This window comes from Streptomyces sp. NPDC001507, from assembly GCF_042894765.1.
Classification (GTDB): Bacteria; Actinomycetota; Actinomycetes; order Streptomycetales; family Streptomycetaceae; genus Streptomyces.
Window position 1 is genome coordinate 94,330 of record NZ_JBIAVV010000014.1, and the last position, 16,689, is coordinate 111,018.

The window sequence follows — 16,689 nt, forward strand, 5'->3', positions numbered from 1 at the left end:
TGCGCGTCAGAGGGAGGGTCAGTTCCATGCGCACCCGAATTCTCGTACTTGGACAGCGCGTCGGCTGAGCTGGGACCCACCGGAGGACGATCCGGAATCCCCAGCGACCACACCGGCGCGCTCCCCTCGCTTGCCTTTTGGCACGAGGGGTTTTTTGTTGCACCAGCATCAGACGTACGGCGGCAAAAATCCGTACGAACCTCGCAAAAACCCTCAGCATCGAGAAGAGAATGCCGATGACCGAGCAGGCCACCGGGGCCCACCATCCGCAGCCGCGGCCCCGTTCCGGAGGACAGCACACCCCGACCGTCGAGCACGTCACGGGTGCGAAGTCCCTCATCCGCTCGCTTGAGGAGGTCGGCGCTGACACGGTATTCGGCATCCCCGGTGGCGCGATCCTGCCGGCCTACGACCCGCTGATGGACTCCACCCGGGTGCGCCACGTCCTGTGCCGGCACGAGCAGGGCGCGGGCCACGCGGCCACCGGCTACGCGCAGGCCACCGGCAAGGTCGGCGTCTGCATGGCGACGAGCGGCCCGGGTGCGACGAACCTGGTGACGCCGATCGCGGACGCGCACATGGACTCGGTGCCGCTCGTGGCGATCACCGGGCAGGTCGCGTCCTCCTCGATCGGCACGGACGCCTTCCAGGAGGCGGACATCGTCGGCATCACCATGCCGATCACCAAGCACAACTTCCTCGTCACCAAGGCCGAGGACATCCCCCGGGTGATCGCCCAGGCGTTCCACATCGCCTCCACCGGCCGCCCGGGCCCGGTCCTCGTCGACATCGCCAAGGACGCCCTCCAGGCGAAGACCACCTTCTCCTGGCCGCCGGTCATGGACCTGCCCGGCTACCGTCCGGTGACCAAGCCGCACGCCAAGCAGATCCGCGAGGCCGCCAAGCTGATCACCTCCGCGAAGCGGCCCGTCCTCTACGTCGGCGGCGGCGTCATCAAGTCGCACGCCACCGCCGAGCTCAAGGTCCTCGCCGAGCTCACCGGAGCGCCCGTCACCACCACCCTGATGGCGCTCGGCGCGTTCCCCGACAGCCACCCGCTGCACGTGGGAATGCCGGGCATGCACGGTGCGGTCACCGCCGTCACCGCGCTGCAGAAGGCCGACCTGATCGTCGCCCTCGGAGCCCGCTTCGACGACCGCGTCACCGGCAAGCTGGACAGCTTCGCCCCGTACGCGAAGATCGTCCACGCCGACATCGACCCCGCGGAGATCGGCAAGAACCGCGCCGCCGACGTGCCGATCGTCGGCGACGCCCGCGAGGTCATCGCCGACCTGATCCAGGCGGTGCAGAAGGAGCACAGCGAGGGCCAACAGGGCGAGGCCGCCAGGTCAAGGTACGCAGCCTGGTGGAAGGACCTCAACCGCTGGCGCGAGACCTACCCGCTGGGCTACGACCTGCCCGACAACGGGTCGCTCTCGCCGCAGCAGGTCATCGAGCGCATCGGGCAGCTCGCCCCCGAGGACACGATCTTCGCGGCGGGCGTCGGCCAGCACCAGATGTGGGCCGCGCACTACGTGCAGTACGAGCAGCCCGCCACCTGGCTGAACTCCGGCGGCGCCGGGACCATGGGCTACGCGGTCCCGGCCGCCATGGGTGCCAAGGCCGGCCAGCCGGGCAGGACCGTCTGGGCGATCGACGGCGACGGCTGCTTCCAGATGACCAACCAGGAACTGACCACCTGCGCCCTGAACAACATCCCGATCAAGGTCGCCATCATCAACAACGGCGCCCTCGGGATGGTCCGCCAGTGGCAGACCCTCTTCTACAACCAGCGGTACTCCAACACGGTGCTGCACTCCGGACCCGACGACGTGAACCCGGACGCCCGCGGCACCCGGGTCCCCGACTTCGTCAAGCTGTCGGAGGCCATGGGCTGCTACTCCATCCGGTGTGAGTCCCCGGACGACCTCGACAAGGTCATCGAGGAGGCGAACTCCATCAACGACCGCCCCGTGGTCGTCGACTTCATCGTCCACGAGGACGCCATGGTGTGGCCGATGGTCGCCGCCGGCACCTCCAACGACGAGATCCTGGCCGCCCGGGACGTCCGCCCCGACTTCGGCGACAACGAAGACGACTGAGCGAGAGACACCAAGAGAGACGCTGAGAGAGAGACGCAGAAGAAAATGTCCAAGCACACGCTCTCCGTCCTGGTGGAGAACAAGCCGGGCATCCTGGCCCGCATCGCCGCCCTGTTCTCCCGCCGCGGCTTCAACATCGACTCGCTCGCCGTCGGGGTCACCGAGCACGCTGACATCTCCCGCATCACGATCGTGGTGAGTGTCGAGGCGCTGCCGCTGGAGCAGGTCACCAAGCAGCTCAACAAGCTCGTCGAGGTGCTCAAGATCGTCGAACTGGAGCCGGGTTCGGCCGTTCAGCGCGAACTCGTTCTGGTGAAGGTGCGCGCCGACAACGAGACGCGCTCCCAGATCGTCGAGATCGTCCAGCTGTTCCGCGCCAAGACCGTCGACGTCTCCCCGGACGCCGTCACCATCGAGGCCACCGGCAGCAGCGAGAAGCTGACCGCGATGCTCAAGATGCTGGAGCCGTTCGGCATCAAGGAACTGGTGCAGTCCGGCACCATCGCGATCGGACGCGGGGCCCGTTCGATCACCGACCGGTCGCTGCGCGCCCTCGACCGATCCGCGTAAGGCTTGACACGGGCGGCCGACGATCCGCCTCGGCCCGCCGGCCGCCCGTATGCCGAGACCCCGAAACTTCCCGTCCGCCCACCGTCATACGGTGGGACGCAACACCTGCACACCAAGGAGAGAACCCAAAGTGGCCGAGCTGTTCTACGACGCCGACGCCGACCTGTCCATCATCCAGGGCCGCAAGGTCGCGGTCATCGGCTACGGCAGCCAGGGTCACGCCCACGCGCTGTCGCTGCGCGACTCGGGTGTCGACGTGCGTGTCGGTCTGCACGAGGGCTCCAAGTCCAAGGCGAAGGCCGAGGAGCAGGGCCTGCGCGTGGTGACCCCGTCCGAGGCCGCCGCCGAGGCCGACGTCATCATGATCCTCGTCCCGGACCCGATCCAGGCCCAGGTCTACGAGGAGTCCATCGCCCCGAACCTGAACGACGGCGACGCCCTGTTCTTCGGCCACGGCCTGAACATCCGCTACGGCTTCATCAAGCCCCCGGCCGGCGTCGACGTCTGCATGGTCGCCCCCAAGGGCCCGGGCCACCTGGTGCGCCGTCAGTACGAGGAGGGCCGCGGCGTGCCGTGCATCGTGGCCGTCGAGCAGGACGCCACCGGCAACGGCTTCGCGCTGGCGCTGTCGTACGCGAAGGGCATCGGCGGCACCCGCGCCGGCGTCATCAAGACGACCTTCACCGAGGAGACCGAGACCGACCTGTTCGGTGAGCAGGCCGTCCTCTGCGGTGGTACCTCCGCCCTGGTCAAGGCCGGTTTCGAGACCCTGGTCGAGGCCGGTTACCAGCCGGAGATCGCCTACTTCGAGTGCCTGCACGAGCTGAAGCTCATCGTCGACCTGATGTACGAGGGCGGCCTGGAGAAGATGCGCTGGTCGGTCTCCGAGACCGCCGAGTGGGGCGACTACGTCACCGGCCCGCGGATCATCACCGACGCCACCAAGGCCGAGATGAAGCAGGTCCTCGCCGAGATCCAGGACGGCACCTTCGCCCGCAACTGGATGGACGAGTACCACGGCGGTCTGAAGAAGTACAACGAGTACAAGAAGCAGGACTCCGAGCACCTGCTGGAGACCACCGGCAAGCAGCTGCGCAAGCTGATGTCCTGGGTGAACGAAGACGCGTGAGCCTCAGGTGACAGGGCCGGGGCGAGCCGCCCCGGCCCTGTTGTCCAGCCCGTCGAAGCTCGGACGGGTGATCCTTCCGCAGAGGCGCAGGACGACCTCCGTCCCGCCACTACACTGCCGTACTACATACGCGTCAGGCCCACAGCGTCGTGCGTCTCCACGCGGTAGCCAACCTCCACCGCCTGCGGCCGTCGGGACGGCCGTCCGCATTGGACATGTGAGGACTCACGTGAGCTCGAAACCTGTCGTACTCATCGCTGAAGAGCTGTCGCCCGCCACCGTCGACGCGCTGGGCCCGGACTTCGAGATCCGGCACACCAACGGAGCAGACCGAGCCGAACTGCTCCCCGCCATCGCCGACGTGGACGCGATCCTGATCCGCTCCGCCACCAAGGTCGACGCCGAGGCCATCGCCGCGGCGAAGAAGCTGAAGGTCGTCGCACGAGCCGGCGTCGGCCTGGACAACGTCGACGTCTCCGCCGCCACCAAGGCCGGCGTGATGGTCGTCAACGCCCCGACCTCCAACATCGTGACCGCCGCCGAACTGGCCTGCGGTCTGCTGATCTCCAGCGCCCGCCACATCCCGCAGGCCAACTCCGCGCTGAAGAACGGCGAGTGGAAGCGCAGCAAGTACACCGGTGTCGAGCTCGCCGAGAAGACCCTCGGTGTCGTCGGCCTCGGCCGGATCGGCGCCCTGGTCGCGCAGCGCATGTCGGCCTTCGGCATGAAGGTCGTCGCCTACGACCCCTACATCCAGCCCGCCCGCGCCGCCCAGATGGGCGTCAAGGTGCTGTCCCTGGACGAGCTGCTCGAAGTCGCCGACTTCATCACCGTGCACCTCCCGAAGACCCCCGAGACGGTCGGTCTGATCGGCGACGAGGCACTGCGCAAGGTCAAGCCGTCGGTGCGGATCGTCAACGCCGCGCGCGGTGGCATCGTCGACGAGGAGGCGCTGTACGCGGCGCTCAAGGAGGGCCGGGTCGCCGGCGCCGGCCTCGACGTCTACAGCAAGGAGCCGTGCACCGACTCCCCGCTCTTCGAGCTCGACCAGGTCGTCTGCACCCCGCACCTCGGCGCCTCCACCGACGAGGCCCAGGAGAAGGCGGGCATCGCCGTCGCCCGGTCCGTCCGCCTCGCCCTCGCCGGCGAGCTGGTCCCGGACGCGGTCAACGTCCAGGGCGGTGTCATCGCCGAGGACGTCAAGCCGGGCCTGCCCCTCGCGGAGCGCCTGGGCCGCATCTTCACCGCGCTCGCCGGTGAGGTCGCGGTCCGCCTCGACGTCGAGGTCTACGGCGAGATCACCCAGCACGACGTGAAGGTGCTGGAGCTCTCCGCGCTCAAGGGCGTCTTCGAGGATGTCGTCGACGAGACGGTGTCGTACGTCAACGCCCCGCTGTTCGCGCAGGAGCGCGGCGTCGAGGTACGGCTGACGACCAGCTCCGAGTCGGCCGACCACCGCAACGTCGTCACCGTGCGCGGCACCCTCGGCAGCGGCGAGGAGGTCTCGGTGTCCGGCACGCTGTCCGGCCCGAAGAACCTCCAGAAGATCGTCGCGGTCGGCGACTACGACGTCGACCTCGCGATCGCCGACCACCTGCTGGTGCTGCGGTACGAGGACCGTCCGGGTGTCGTCGGCACCGTCGGCCGCATCCTCGGTGAGGCCGGGATCAACATCGCCGGCATGCAGGTCGCCCGTGCGGCGGCGGGGGGCGAGGCGCTCGCTGTCCTGACCGTCGACGACACGGTGGCCTCCGGCGTGCTGGCCGAGGTCGAGGCGGAGATCGGGGCCACGTCGGCTCGTTCGGTGAACCTGGTCTGATTTTTCTCGCCCACCCGCCCACCCGACTCGGTGGGCTGGAAGGCTCGCGTCATGTCCTCAAACGCCGGACGGGCTGATCTACTCAGCCCGTCCGGCGTTTGTGTGGTCACCCCCTGAGCCGTATGGTCACCGCCTCCGCAGCGTCACCCCCGCCCCCACCGCCGCCAGTGCCAGCAGTACCGCTCCCGCGATCGCGGCCCCCTGCATCCCGCTGGTGAAGGCCTCCCGCGCGGCCCGGGTCAGGGACTCTCCCGCGGGTCCCGGCAGCCGGGCCGCCGTCGCCAGGGCGCCGCCCAGGGTCTCGCGAGCGCCTGCCGGAGCCGTGGCCGGCATCTCGTGGCGGTAGACCGCCGTACCGATCGAGCCCAGGACGGCCATGCCGAGCGCACCGCCGAACTCCGCCGCCGTCTCCAGGAGCGAGGACGCCGTCCCGGCCCGCTCCACCGGAGCCCCGGTCATCGCGAGGTCGGTCAGCTGGGAGACGATCGCGACCATCCCGCAGGCGAGGACGCCGGCGCCGGTCAGCACCAGCCACAGCGCGTCGGTGCCGGTCAGGGCGAGCAGCACGAACCCGGCCGCCATGGCCGCGAAACCGCCGGCGACCACGTACCCCCGGTCGGCGCCCCGCTGCACCAGCTGTGCCGTGAGCGGCCCCGCGGCTCCGATGAACACCGAGGGCAGCAGACTCCACAGCGCCGCCGCGAGCGGGCTCATCCCGAGGACCGACTGCAGGTACTGCGTGGTGTAGATCGCCGAACCCATCATCGCGAGCGAGGCGACCAGGTTCAGGACCAGCGCCGGGGTGAAGCCCCGGGCCGTGAGCAGGGCCGGCGGGATCAGCGGGGATGCGGTGGTGCGCTGACGGTGGACGAAGAGGACGGCGAAGAGCAGGCCGACGGTGACCGAGACGACGTAGAGCGGGTGCCAGCCCTCGGAGGGGATCTCCTTGACGCCGTAGACCACGGGGAGCACGGCGGCCAGCGAGAGAGGGACGCTCAGCCAGTCGAAGCGGCCGGGGGAGGGGGTGCGGGACTCCGGGAGCAGGAACGGGCCGACGACCAGGAGCAGGGCCATCGCCGGGAGGTTGACCAGGAAGACCGAGCCCCACCAGAAGTGCTCGACGAGGATCCCGCTCATCACCGAGCCGAGCGCGATCCCGCCCGTCATCACTCCCGACCACAGGCCGATCGCCTTCGCGCGCTGGCCAGGGTCGGTGAACATGGTGCGCAGCAGCGCCATCGTCGACGGCATCAGGGTCGCGCCGCCGATGCCGAGGACCGCGCGGGCGGCGATCAGGGTCCCGGCGCTGTCGGCGTACGCGGCGAGCAGCGAGGCGCCGCCGAAGGCCGCGGCGCCGAACAGCAGCAGGCGCCGGCGGCCGATGCGGTCGCCAAGGGCGCCCATCGTCATCAGCAGACCGGCCAGGACGAAGCCGTAGATGTCGAGGATCCACAGCTGCTGGGTGCCGCTCGGGGCCAGGTCCGCGCCGATCGCCGGGAGGGCGAAGTAGAGGACCGAGACGTCCATCGAGACCAGGAGCAGCGGAAGCATCAGTACGCCGAGCGCGGTCCATTCGCGGCGTCCGGCCAGGGAGCCGGCGGTCGGTTGTGCGGTCGTCGTGCTCGTCGGGTTCGTCATGCCAAGGAATGTACGAGCGTCTTAAACGATTGTCTAGAACGTTTGTATAATTCACGTGTCTAGGACGGTTGTATGGAACCCGGGTAGGGTGGTCGGCATGGGACACCGTGAGGATCTGCTGGAAGGCGCCAAGCGCTGCCTGCTGGAGAAGGGGTTCGCGCGGACGACGGCGCGCGACATCGTCAGGGAGTCGGGCACCAATCTCGCCTCGATCGGCTACCACTACGGCTCCAAGGACGCGTTGCTCGCCCAGGCCTACATCGCGCTGGTGGAGGAGATGTCCTTCGAGGGCGGCGACGCTGGGCTGACCGGAGCTCCCGGCTCCCTGGAACGGTTCCGCGAGGTGTGGACGAACATCGTCGGCAGCATGCGTGAGCCCGGCACGATGTGGCGGCTGAGCGTGGAGATCATGGCGATGGGTGATCAGATGCCCGAGGTGCGCGACCAGTTGGCCCGCGCCCAGCGCGAGGGCGGCCGCGGACTGACCTCACTGATGATGGGCGTACCGGAGGAGGAGGTCTCCGACGAGACCGCGGACACCCTCGGCCGCTTCTACATGACCCTGATGTCCGGCCTGATCTCCGCATGGACCTTCGACCCGAAGACCGCACCCGACGGGGACGCGCTCACCGAGGGACTGCGCCAGATCGTCGAGGCCGCGAACCGCAGCTGACCCGCCCAGGACGCCGGCGCCGGTGCGCCGGGTCAGCCGAGCGGGTACGTCACCACAGCGCGGGCCGGGAACCGGAGCGCGTCGCCGTACAGCGGTGAGCGCTCCACGGTGACCCGGACGCCGTCAACGGAGTGGTAGTACCAGACGGGGCTCTGCAGGGCGGGCCCGCACAGGCCGTCCGGGAGCTTGTGCGGCTCCCCGGCCACGCCGACGCTGCCGTGGCGCTCGTCGAACAGGTCCGCGCCCGCCGGCACGATGCCCGCGTCGCGCAGGTAGTCCGGGAGCAGGCCGCTGCGGAAGGACACGGCGGCCCTGCCGTTCCGGGTGAAGTAGTGGACGTCCGCGGCGTCGGAGGGGATCGGCGTGCCATGGACGAGGATCCGGTCCGGCAGCCGCTGCTCGCTTCCGGCGCAGGCCCGTTCGTCGCCGAGCGGATGGGGCAGGTCGTCCCGGAAGAGCCAGACGGCTCCGGACGCGCACCCCGCGAGGGCGAGCGCCCCGATCCCCAGCGCGGCCGCCCGGCGGCCCGGCCGAAGCCGTCCGCGGGCCCGGCGCCCCTCCACCGGCAGGGCGGCGCCGCCCTGCCGTATGTCCGGACCCGAGTCACCCATCGTCCGCCCCCGCCGACACCCTTGATGTGAACACGCGGAGCATACGCCGGTCGGCCTCCCCGCAAGGCACCGGGAACGCGCACCTCAGGCGAGCCGGGCCGCCTTCAACGCCATGTGCAGCAGCAGGCGGTCCTCGCCGTCGTCCAGGTCGAGACCGGTGAGCTGTTCGACGCGGGACAGGCGGTAGTACAGGGTCTGGCGGTGGATGCCGAGCGCGGTGGCCGTGCGGCCCGCCTGGCCCGCGTGGTCGAGGTAGGCCTCGGCGGTGCGGGCCAGTTCGTGGTGGGCCGGGGTGAGGAGCGGGGCCACGGCCGGGTCCTGCGGGGCCTGCGGCGGCAGCGCGGTCAGCAGTCGGTACGGGCCGATCTCCGCCCACTGGGCGACCGGCCCGAGCCGCGGCTCCGCCAGCGCCGCCCGGGCGGCCGCCGTGGCCTCCTGCCAGACCGCGCCCAGCCCGGCCAGCCCGGTCCGGGCCCCGCCCACCCCCGCGGCGCAGCCCTGCGGCGCCGGGACCGGCCCCGCGAGCCCCGCGGCGACCGCCGCCGCCGTCCGTGCCCCGGCCCCGCGGGCCGTCGCCGACCGGGCCTCCTCCGCCTCCTTGAGCAGCCGGGCGGCGGCCGTCAGGGCGGGCGTGGCCGTGTCCGTGCTGCGCAGCCGGACCAGTACGGCGAGGCTGTGGCCCGTCGCGCCCCAGGGCAGGGCGCACAGCGCGGTGGCGTGCGGGACCGTGCGCGGGGACGGGGCGTCGTCCGGGCCGGCGGACGGCCAGGGCGCGACACAGACCAGGGTGTGCGGGGCGTCCGCGCGGGTGCCGAGGGCGGTACGGAGTTCGGCCACCGCCATGTCCCGCTGCCAGCCGCCCTCCGCGACCAGCACCGCCCGCAGCTCCCGGCCGAGCCCGGCCCCCGCCTGCGCCTCGTCCGCGAGCAGCGCCCCGATCCGCCCGGCCACCTCCATGGCCGCGGCCAGCTGGGCGTCGGTCGGACCCGGATCGGAGTCGAGCAGCCACACATAGCCGAGGACGACACCCCGATGGCGTACCGGAAGGCAGATCCGCCCCCGGTACACGCCGGCCTCCGGGGTCGGCGGGATCCGTACCGGTCCGGTCGCCCGGGTGATGCCGAACCCCTCGAACCAGGTGCGGACCGCCGCCGTCGATCGCCGGGTCAGGATCGAGCGGGTGCGGACCGGGTCCAGCGCCGACGGATCGAGATCGCCCTCGCTGTCGTACGCCCCGAAGGCGATCAGCTCGAAGTCGCGGTTCTCCAGGGTCGCCGGGACGCCGAGGAGCTCCGAGATCTCGTCGACCAGCTCCTGGTAGTCACCCTTGAATTCCGACGTCACCCGGGCATTCTCCCGCAATTCACGGCCGCCTTCATACATCTGTCTGAGATCCCCTGCACGGATGCGTGACAGCTGTCGATGGCCCACGATCGGAGGGATCCTTGACTATCACGGTGGTTCCCCGTGCCGTATCCAAATCGTCGGATCGCGGCCTGTCTGGCATGTGTTGTGGAGGTGCCCCGTGCTGGGTCCCGTGATTCTCGCCGCGTCGCGCAGCGACCGGATGCGACGTCTGATCTCGGCGGCCCCGGTGACGAAGCAGGTCGTCGACCGCTTCATCCCCGGCGAGTCGGTCACGGACATCGTCCCGATCATCGAGGAGCTCACGGGCCGCGGCCTGGAGCTGACGATGGACGTCGTCGGCGAGGACATCACCACCCCCGAGCAGGCCGGCGCCGCCCGGGACGCCTACCTGGCGCTCATCGACCGCCTGCGCGAGCTGGGCCTCGGCGAGCGCGTCGAGATGTCGGTGAAGCTGTCCATGTTCGGCCAGGCGCTGGAGGGGGGCCACGAACTGGCCCTCGCCAACGTCCGCCCCGTCGTCGAGGCCGCCGCCGCCATCGGTACGACCGTCACCCTCGACGCCGAGGACCACACCACCCTCGACTCGATGTTCGCGATCCACGAGGGACTGCGCCGGGACTTCCCGCAGACCGGCTGCGTCATCCAGGCCTACCTCTTCCGCACCGAGGCCGACGCCCGCCGTCTCGCCGACTCCGGCAGCCGGGTCCGCCTGGTCAAGGGCGCCTACAAGGAGCCCGCCGAGGTCGCCTACCAGCAGAAGCACGAGATCGACAAGGCGTACGTACGGATCCTGCGGACCCTGATGGACGGCGAGGGGTACCCGATGGTCGGCTCCCACGACCCGCGCCTGATCTCCATAGCCCAGGAACTCGCCCGGCGGGCCGGCCGCAAGCCCGACGAGTACGAGTTCCAGATGCTGTACGGCATCCGCAGCGACGAGCACCTGCGGCTGGCCGCCGAGGGCCACCGGATGCGCGTCTACACCGCGTACGGCACCGACTGGTACGGCTACTTCATGCGCAGGCTCGCGGAGAAGCCGGCCAACCTGCGCTTCTTCCTCCGCTCGATGGTCAGCAAGGGCTGAGCCCCACCAGGCGCCCGCCAAGCCGCGACAAGCCTCAACACCCGCTCAAGTTCAAGGAGTTACGGATCTCATGGACGCTGTGACCCAGGTCCCCGCCCCCGTCAACGAGCCGGTGCACGGCTATGCCCCCGGCTCCGCCGAGCGCACCCGCCTGGAGGCGAAGCTCAAGGAGCTCGCCGAGAACCCGCTCGAGCTGTCGATGACCATCGGGGGCGAGAAGCGGCTCGGCGGCGGCGAGCCCTTCCAGGTCGTGCAGCCGCACAACCACAAGGCCGTCATCGGCACCGGCCGGCACGCCACCCAGCAGGACGCCCGGGACGCGATCGACGCCGCCCTCGCCGCCGCGCCCGCCTGGCGCGCGATGTCCTTCGACGACCGCGCCGCGATCATCCTGCGCGCCGCCGAGCTGCTCGCCGGCCCCTGGCGCGAGACGATCGCCGCCTCCACCATGCTCGGGCAGTCCAAGACCGCTCAGCAGGCCGAGATCGACACCCCGTGCGAGCTGGTCGACTTCTGGCGCTTCAACGTGCACTACGCCCGCCAGATCCTGGCCGAGCAGCCCCCGGCCAACTCCCCGGGCGTCTGGAACCGCCTCGACCACCGCCCGCTGGAGGGGTTCGTCTACGCGATCACGCCGTTCAACTTCAGCGCGATCGCCGGCAACCTGCCGACCGCGCCGGCCCTCATGGGCAACGTGGTCGTGTGGAAGCCGTCCCCGACCCAGACCCACGCCGCCGTGCTGCTGATGCAGCTGCTGGAGGAGGCCGGTCTGCCCAAGGGCGTCATCAACCTCGTCACCGGCGACGGCATCGAGGTGTCGAAGGTCGCCCTCGAGCACCGGGACCTGGCCGGCATCCACTTCACCGGTTCCACCAAGACCTTCCAGTACCTGTGGAAGACGGTCGGCAACAACATCGAGAAGTACCGCTCGTACCCGCGTCTGGTGGGCGAGACGGGCGGCAAGGACTTCCTCGTCGCCCACCCGAGCGCCGACCGGGCCGTCCTCAAGACGGCGCTCACCCGTGGCGCCTTCGAGTACCAGGGCCAGAAGTGCTCGGCGACCTCCCGCGCCTACATCCCCGCGTCCATCTGGAACGACGGCTTCCGCGAGGAGTTCGCCGCCGAGGTCGACTACCTGACCATGGGTGACGTCACCGACCTGTCGAACTTCATCGGCGCCGTCATCGACGACCGCGCGTTCGCCAAGAACAAGGGCGCGATCGACCGCGCGAAGACCGACCCGACCTGCGAGATCGTCGCCGGCGGCTCCTACGACGACTCGGTCGGCTACTTCGTCCGCCCGACGGTCGTCGTGTGCAGCGACCCGGAGAACGAGGTCTTCCGCACCGAGTACTTCGGCCCGTTCCTCGCCGTGCACGTCTACGAGGACGACCAGTACGACGAGATGCTGACCCAGATGGAGTCGGTGTCCGACTACGCGCTCACCGGCTCGGTCATCGCCAACGACCGCGCGGCGGCGGCGTACACGATGGAGAAGCTGCGTTATGCGGCCGGCAACTTCTACATCAACGACAAGTCGACCGGCGCCGTCGTCGGCCAGCAGCCCTTCGGCGGCGGCCGCTCCTCCGGCACCAACGACAAGGCCGGCGCCCCGCAGAACCTGCTGCGCTGGACGCTGACCCGCGCGATCAAGGAGACGCTGGTCGCCCCGACCGACTACGCGTACCCGCACATGGGCTGACCCACAGCACCCCGAACAACGGCCCGGGAAGCCCGACCCACGAGCAGGCTTCCCGGGCCGTTCCCATACCCGGCCCCGCCGCCCGCCGGTCCGTACGAGACTTGGGCCATGTCTCTCCGCATCGCGCACACCGCCGACCTCGACCCCGCCGAGCTGCGCGCCGCGCGCACCCTCCTCCACGAGGCGTTCGGCGGGGACTTCGCCGACAGCGACTGGGAGCACGGGCTGGGCGGCCTGCACGCCCTCGTCCACGACGAGGCCGGGCTCGCCGCCCACGGCTCGGTCGTCATGCGCCGCGCCCGGCACCAAGGTCGCTGGCTGCGCGTCGGCTACGTCGAGGCGGTGGGCGTACGGCCCGACGCCCGGCGCCGGGGGCACGGCGGGCGGGTGATGGCGGCGCTGGAACGGATCGTCGAGCGGGCGTACGACCTCGGCGCGCTCGGCGCGAGCGACGACGGCGCCCGGCTGTACACGGTCCGGGGCTGGCAGCGCTGGCCCGGCCGGATCTGCGCCCTGTCCCCGGACCGCGGGATCGTGCGGCTCGTGGCGGAGGAGGGGGACGTGTTCGTGTGGCCCGCCCTGGCCGGTGCCCTGGACCCCGCCCACGAGCTGATCTTCGACTGGCGCGACGGAGACGTCATGTAACCCGTTCGCCCCAACCGCCCCAGGCGTCAAAACCCCAGCTCACAGGCGGGTGGCCGGCCTCGCCGTCTCAGATAGTAGGAAGTCCGAGTAATTGTGCAGACAGAAGCGGGCCGCTCCCTTACTTTTGTAGGAGCCGAACGTCTCGCTCGATCAAGCGAATGGCGGTCGTGAGCCGGGCCCCGTGCAGGCAACCCCTGCGGCACCGCTCCCCGCCCCTTCCGGCGTCTCGTATCCCCCCTGCCGTACTCCACGTATGCCGAAGGAGTCGATTCCCATGGCCGAGACGACCGTCCGCCGCCGGGTCCGCCACGTGTCCCGCGCCAGCGAGTCCGAGCGCAAGAACGCCGCAGCCGCCCTCCAGCGCGCCCTCGACCGCCGCGACAACGGCGGCGAGACCGGCCACTGAGCCGACGGCGCACCGTTGACGCACCGCCGGTAACACGTGTAGCAACCCCTCAACGGGAGCCGCACCCGCACGGAGTACGGCGCGGCCGGGACAGCCGCGCCGTACTCCGGGGGTCAGCCGCCCCGGCGGATCTCGAAGTGGTCGATCCGCGCACCGCTCTGCGCCAGTGCCGACACCTTCAGCCGCGGGGCCGAACCCGCCTCCGCCTCGACCCTGAGGAAGGAGAAGCCGGTGTACCGCACCCGCGACCACTCCACCGTCTCCGCGACGTTGTGCTGCCCCGCGGCCCAGTGGAAGCTGTGCACCGCGTCGTGCCGGGTGACGTGCCCCTCGTAGCTGTCCCGGACCCCCGAGGGGAACCCGTACAGGTTCCGCCCGCCGCCGCCCGCCGTCACGTACACGATGCCGTCCCGCGTGGGGTCGGTCGAGCCGCCGACCGGGACCGCGCGTCCGACCCCGCCGCCCTGCACCGCGTCGGTGCGCTCGTAGACGTGGTTGTGCCCGTTGATCACCAGGTCCACCTGGTACCTGGTGAACAGCGGCAGCCAGGCCGCCCGGATCCCGCCGTCGGAGGCGTGCGAGGACGTCGAGTACGCGCAGTGGTGGAAGAAGACGACGACGAAGTCCACGTCCTTCGCCGCCCGCAGCTCCTTCAGCTTCTGCTCCAGCCATGTCGTCTGCCGGCCGCCGCTGTAGCCGAGGTTGGCGGGGATCTCGTACGACACGTCGTTCGCGTCCAGCGCCACGAAGCCGACGTTGCCATAGGTGAACGCGTACACGCCCGGTGAGCCGTGCGGGTCGAAGCCGTTGTCCGGGAGGGCGAAACGGGCGTACTGGCCGCCGTAGCCGTCGGGGGAGTACCAGGCCTCCATGTCGTGGTTGCCGGTCGTCACCATCCACGGCACGGACCGCGCCACCGGGTCGTTCTGCTCCAGGAACCGGTCCCACTCCCGGGCGTCGTAGCCGTCCGAGGTCTTCCCGGCGCCGCTGCCGTCCGCGTAGCAGATGTCGCCCGCGTGCAGGTGGAAGGCCGGGTTCTGCTTCAGCAGCGCGTTGTCACTGGCCTTCCCGGCCCGGCTGACGCCCTGGTCGCCGAAGGCCGTGAACACGAACCGCTCCGGGCTCGCGGGCGCGGTGCGGAACGGGGTGATGGTGGCGCGGTGGCCGGGGGCGGCCGGGTCCCAGCCGTCGTGGCCGACGCCGTAGTAGTACGTGGTGCCGGGAGCGAGGCCGGTCAGGGCCGCGTGCACGTAGTACTGCTCGACCACCGGGCGCACCCCCCGCACCCCGGGCGTGTGCAGGTGCCGGATCTCCGCGGCGGCGCGCGTGCCCAGCTGGTCCGGGCGCGTCCCGATCCGCACGAACGGCTTCGTCACGGCGAACGGCACCTGCCAGGAGATCCGCATCTGCGTCCGCGGGTCGGCGCCGAAGGCGAGATGCCGGCCGAACGGCACGACCGCCGCACCGCGGACCGCGGAGGTGGCCGGAGCCGGGCTCCCCGACCCCGCCGTCCTCGCGCAGCCGCCCACCAGCGCGCCGCCCGCCACCGCGCCCGCCGTCACCAGCGTGCGGCGGCTCACCAGCCGGCCGCGCAGGTACTCGTACTGCTCGGCCATGCTCATCCGGGCGGCGAGCCGCGGCGGGACGCCGAAGTCGGGGATGTCCGTGCCGGGGCGGCCGGTGCCGGGGATGTCCATGCCGGGAGCGTGCCCAGCACGGGCCAACACCAGCCCCACGTACGGGTGAACGCCAGTCGGCGGAACGACCCGCCGCGTCCGCATGCCGGACGGTGTGTGTCATCCCATGGGACGCGGAGTAGGGTGCCGACATGTCTCGCAGCATCGATCTCGCAGTGATCCCCGGTGACGGCATCGGGCAGGAAGTCGTGGCCGAAGGCCTCAAGGTCCTCTCCGCCGTCCTCCCCGAGGACGTGAAGCTGGAGACCAAGGAGTACGACTTCGGCGCCAAGCGTTACCACGCCACCGGTGAGACCCTCACCGACGCCGACCTCGACGCGCTGAAGCAGCACGACGCCATCCTGCTGGGCGCCATCGGCGACCCGAGCGTGCCCTCCGGCGTCCTGGAGCGCGGCTTCCTGCTGAAGCTCCGCTTCGCCTTCGACCACCACGTCAACCTGCGTCCGTCGAAGCTCCTCCCGGGTGTCGCCACCCCGCTGGCAGGCGAGCCGCAGATCGACTTCGTCGTGGTCCGCGAGGGCACCGAGGGCCCGTACACCGGCAACGGCGGCACCATCCGCAAGGGCACCGAGCACGAGGTCGCCACCGAGGTGTCCGTCAACACGGCCTTCGGTGTCGAGCGTGTCGTCCGGGACGCCTTCGCCCGCGCCCAGGCCCGCCCGCGCAAGAAGCTCACGCTGGTCCACAAGAACAACGTGCTGACCTTCGCCGGGCACCTGTGGACGAACGTCTTCAACAAGGTGGCCGCGGAGTTCCCCGAGGTCGCCACGGACTACATCCACGTCGACGCGGCGACCATCTACCTGGTCACCGACCCCGGCCGTTTCGACGTCATCGTCACCGACAACCTCTTCGGCGACATCATCACCGACCTCGCCGCGGCCGTCTCCGGCGGCATCGGCGTCGCGGCGAGCGGGAACATCAACCCCTCCCGCGAGTTCCCGTCCATGTTCGAGCCGGTGCACGGGTCCGCGCCCGACATCGCCGGCCAGGGCAAGGCCGACCCCACCGCCACGGTCCTGTCCGTCGCCCTGCTGCTGCGCCACCTCGGCTACGAGGCCGAGGCCGCCCGCATCGACGAGGCCGTCACCGCCGACCTCACCGAACGCCAGGGCAAGCCCGCCCGCTCCACCTCGGAGATCGGCGACGCGCTCGCCGTACGAGTAGCCGGCTGACCCGCCGAGCCTCTTCGCAGATCGTCGAAGCCGCCGGGTCGCACAAGCGCTCGGCGGCTTCCCCATGCCT

General features: G+C 70.8%; 14 protein-coding genes. 10 read left to right on the plus strand and 4 right to left on the minus strand.

The annotated features are described in order from the left end of the window. Nucleotides 1-236: 236 nt before the first annotated feature. The 4 genes from ACFY0K_RS38350 (at nt 237) to serA (ending at nt 5,620) form a co-directional block, all read left to right on the plus strand. Entirely contained in the window at nt 237-2,102 is a 1,866-nt protein-coding gene (locus ACFY0K_RS38350) for an acetolactate synthase large subunit (protein ID WP_352366136.1), read from the plus strand. A gap of 45 nt (nt 2,103-2,147) precedes the next feature. Then, nucleotides 2,148-2,672: an acetolactate synthase small subunit gene (gene ilvN, locus ACFY0K_RS38355; RefSeq protein ID WP_351961306.1), complete on the plus strand. Its 525-nt coding sequence runs from the start codon at nt 2,148-2,150 to the stop codon at nt 2,670-2,672. Between the two features lie 130 nt (nt 2,673-2,802). Further along, the gene (ilvC, locus tag ACFY0K_RS38360) at nt 2,803-3,801 is read left to right on the plus strand and encodes a ketol-acid reductoisomerase (protein ID WP_351961305.1); all 999 of its coding nucleotides are present in this window, start codon (nt 2,803-2,805) and stop codon (nt 3,799-3,801) included. Nucleotides 3,802-4,030: 229 nt separating this feature from the next. Then, nucleotides 4,031-5,620 (plus strand): phosphoglycerate dehydrogenase, encoded by a 1,590-nt coding sequence (gene serA, locus ACFY0K_RS38365; RefSeq protein WP_351961304.1) that lies wholly within the window; start codon nt 4,031-4,033, stop codon nt 5,618-5,620. 126 nt (nt 5,621-5,746) lie between these two features. Here the strand turns inward: serA and ACFY0K_RS38370 are convergent, their stop codons facing one another. Beyond that, nucleotides 5,747-7,258 (minus strand): MFS transporter, encoded by a 1,512-nt coding sequence (locus ACFY0K_RS38370; RefSeq protein WP_390643757.1) that lies wholly within the window; start codon nt 7,256-7,258, stop codon nt 5,747-5,749. 97 nt (nt 7,259-7,355) lie between these two features. Here ACFY0K_RS38370 and ACFY0K_RS38375 point away from each other — a divergent pair, with 97 nt between their 5' ends. Then, entirely contained in the window at nt 7,356-7,931 is a 576-nt protein-coding gene (locus tag ACFY0K_RS38375) for a TetR/AcrR family transcriptional regulator (RefSeq protein ID WP_390643758.1), read from the plus strand. A gap of 32 nt (nt 7,932-7,963) precedes the next feature. Here the strand turns inward: ACFY0K_RS38375 and ACFY0K_RS38380 are convergent, their stop codons facing one another. Both ACFY0K_RS38380 and ACFY0K_RS38385 read right to left on the minus strand, forming a co-directional pair. Further along, nucleotides 7,964-8,542, minus strand: coding sequence for a hypothetical protein (locus ACFY0K_RS38380; RefSeq protein WP_390643759.1), 579 nt, complete (start codon nt 8,540-8,542; stop codon nt 7,964-7,966). An 84-nt stretch (nt 8,543-8,626) separates the two neighbouring features. Next, nucleotides 8,627-9,925: a PucR family transcriptional regulator gene (locus ACFY0K_RS38385; protein ID WP_390643760.1), complete on the minus strand. Its 1,299-nt coding sequence runs from the start codon at nt 9,923-9,925 to the stop codon at nt 8,627-8,629. A 142-nt stretch (nt 9,926-10,067) separates the two neighbouring features. Between ACFY0K_RS38385 and ACFY0K_RS38390 the strand changes: the two genes are divergently transcribed. The 4 genes from ACFY0K_RS38390 (at nt 10,068) to ACFY0K_RS38405 (ending at nt 13,747) form a co-directional block, all read left to right on the plus strand. Then, complete coding sequence (locus ACFY0K_RS38390) at nt 10,068-10,994, plus strand: proline dehydrogenase family protein (RefSeq protein WP_390643761.1); 927 nt, start codon at nt 10,068-10,070, stop codon at nt 10,992-10,994. A gap of 70 nt (nt 10,995-11,064) precedes the next feature. After that, on the plus strand, nt 11,065-12,696 hold the full coding sequence (gene pruA, locus ACFY0K_RS38395) for an L-glutamate gamma-semialdehyde dehydrogenase (RefSeq protein WP_351961298.1): 1,632 nt from the start codon (nt 11,065-11,067) through the stop codon (nt 12,694-12,696). Nucleotides 12,697-12,804: 108 nt separating this feature from the next. Then, a complete protein-coding gene (locus ACFY0K_RS38400; protein ID WP_390643762.1) occupies nt 12,805-13,341 on the plus strand; it encodes a GNAT family N-acetyltransferase in 537 nt (178 codons plus the stop codon). Nucleotides 13,342-13,615: 274 nt separating this feature from the next. After that, nucleotides 13,616-13,747 carry a hypothetical protein gene (locus ACFY0K_RS38405; protein ID WP_386576564.1) on the plus strand — a complete coding sequence of 44 codons (132 nt, stop codon included), beginning with the start codon at nt 13,616-13,618 and terminating at the stop codon, nt 13,745-13,747. Nucleotides 13,748-13,860: 113 nt separating this feature from the next. Here the strand turns inward: ACFY0K_RS38405 and ACFY0K_RS38410 are convergent, their stop codons facing one another. Beyond that, the gene (locus ACFY0K_RS38410; protein WP_390643763.1) at nt 13,861-15,444 is read right to left on the minus strand and encodes a purple acid phosphatase family protein; all 1,584 of its coding nucleotides are present in this window, start codon (nt 15,442-15,444) and stop codon (nt 13,861-13,863) included. Between the two features lie 131 nt (nt 15,445-15,575). On the opposite strand from ACFY0K_RS38410, the gene ACFY0K_RS38415 reads away from it, so the two are divergent. After that, on the plus strand, nt 15,576-16,619 hold the full coding sequence (locus ACFY0K_RS38415; RefSeq protein ID WP_390643764.1) for a 3-isopropylmalate dehydrogenase: 1,044 nt from the start codon (nt 15,576-15,578) through the stop codon (nt 16,617-16,619). Nucleotides 16,620-16,689 lie beyond the last annotated feature (70 nt).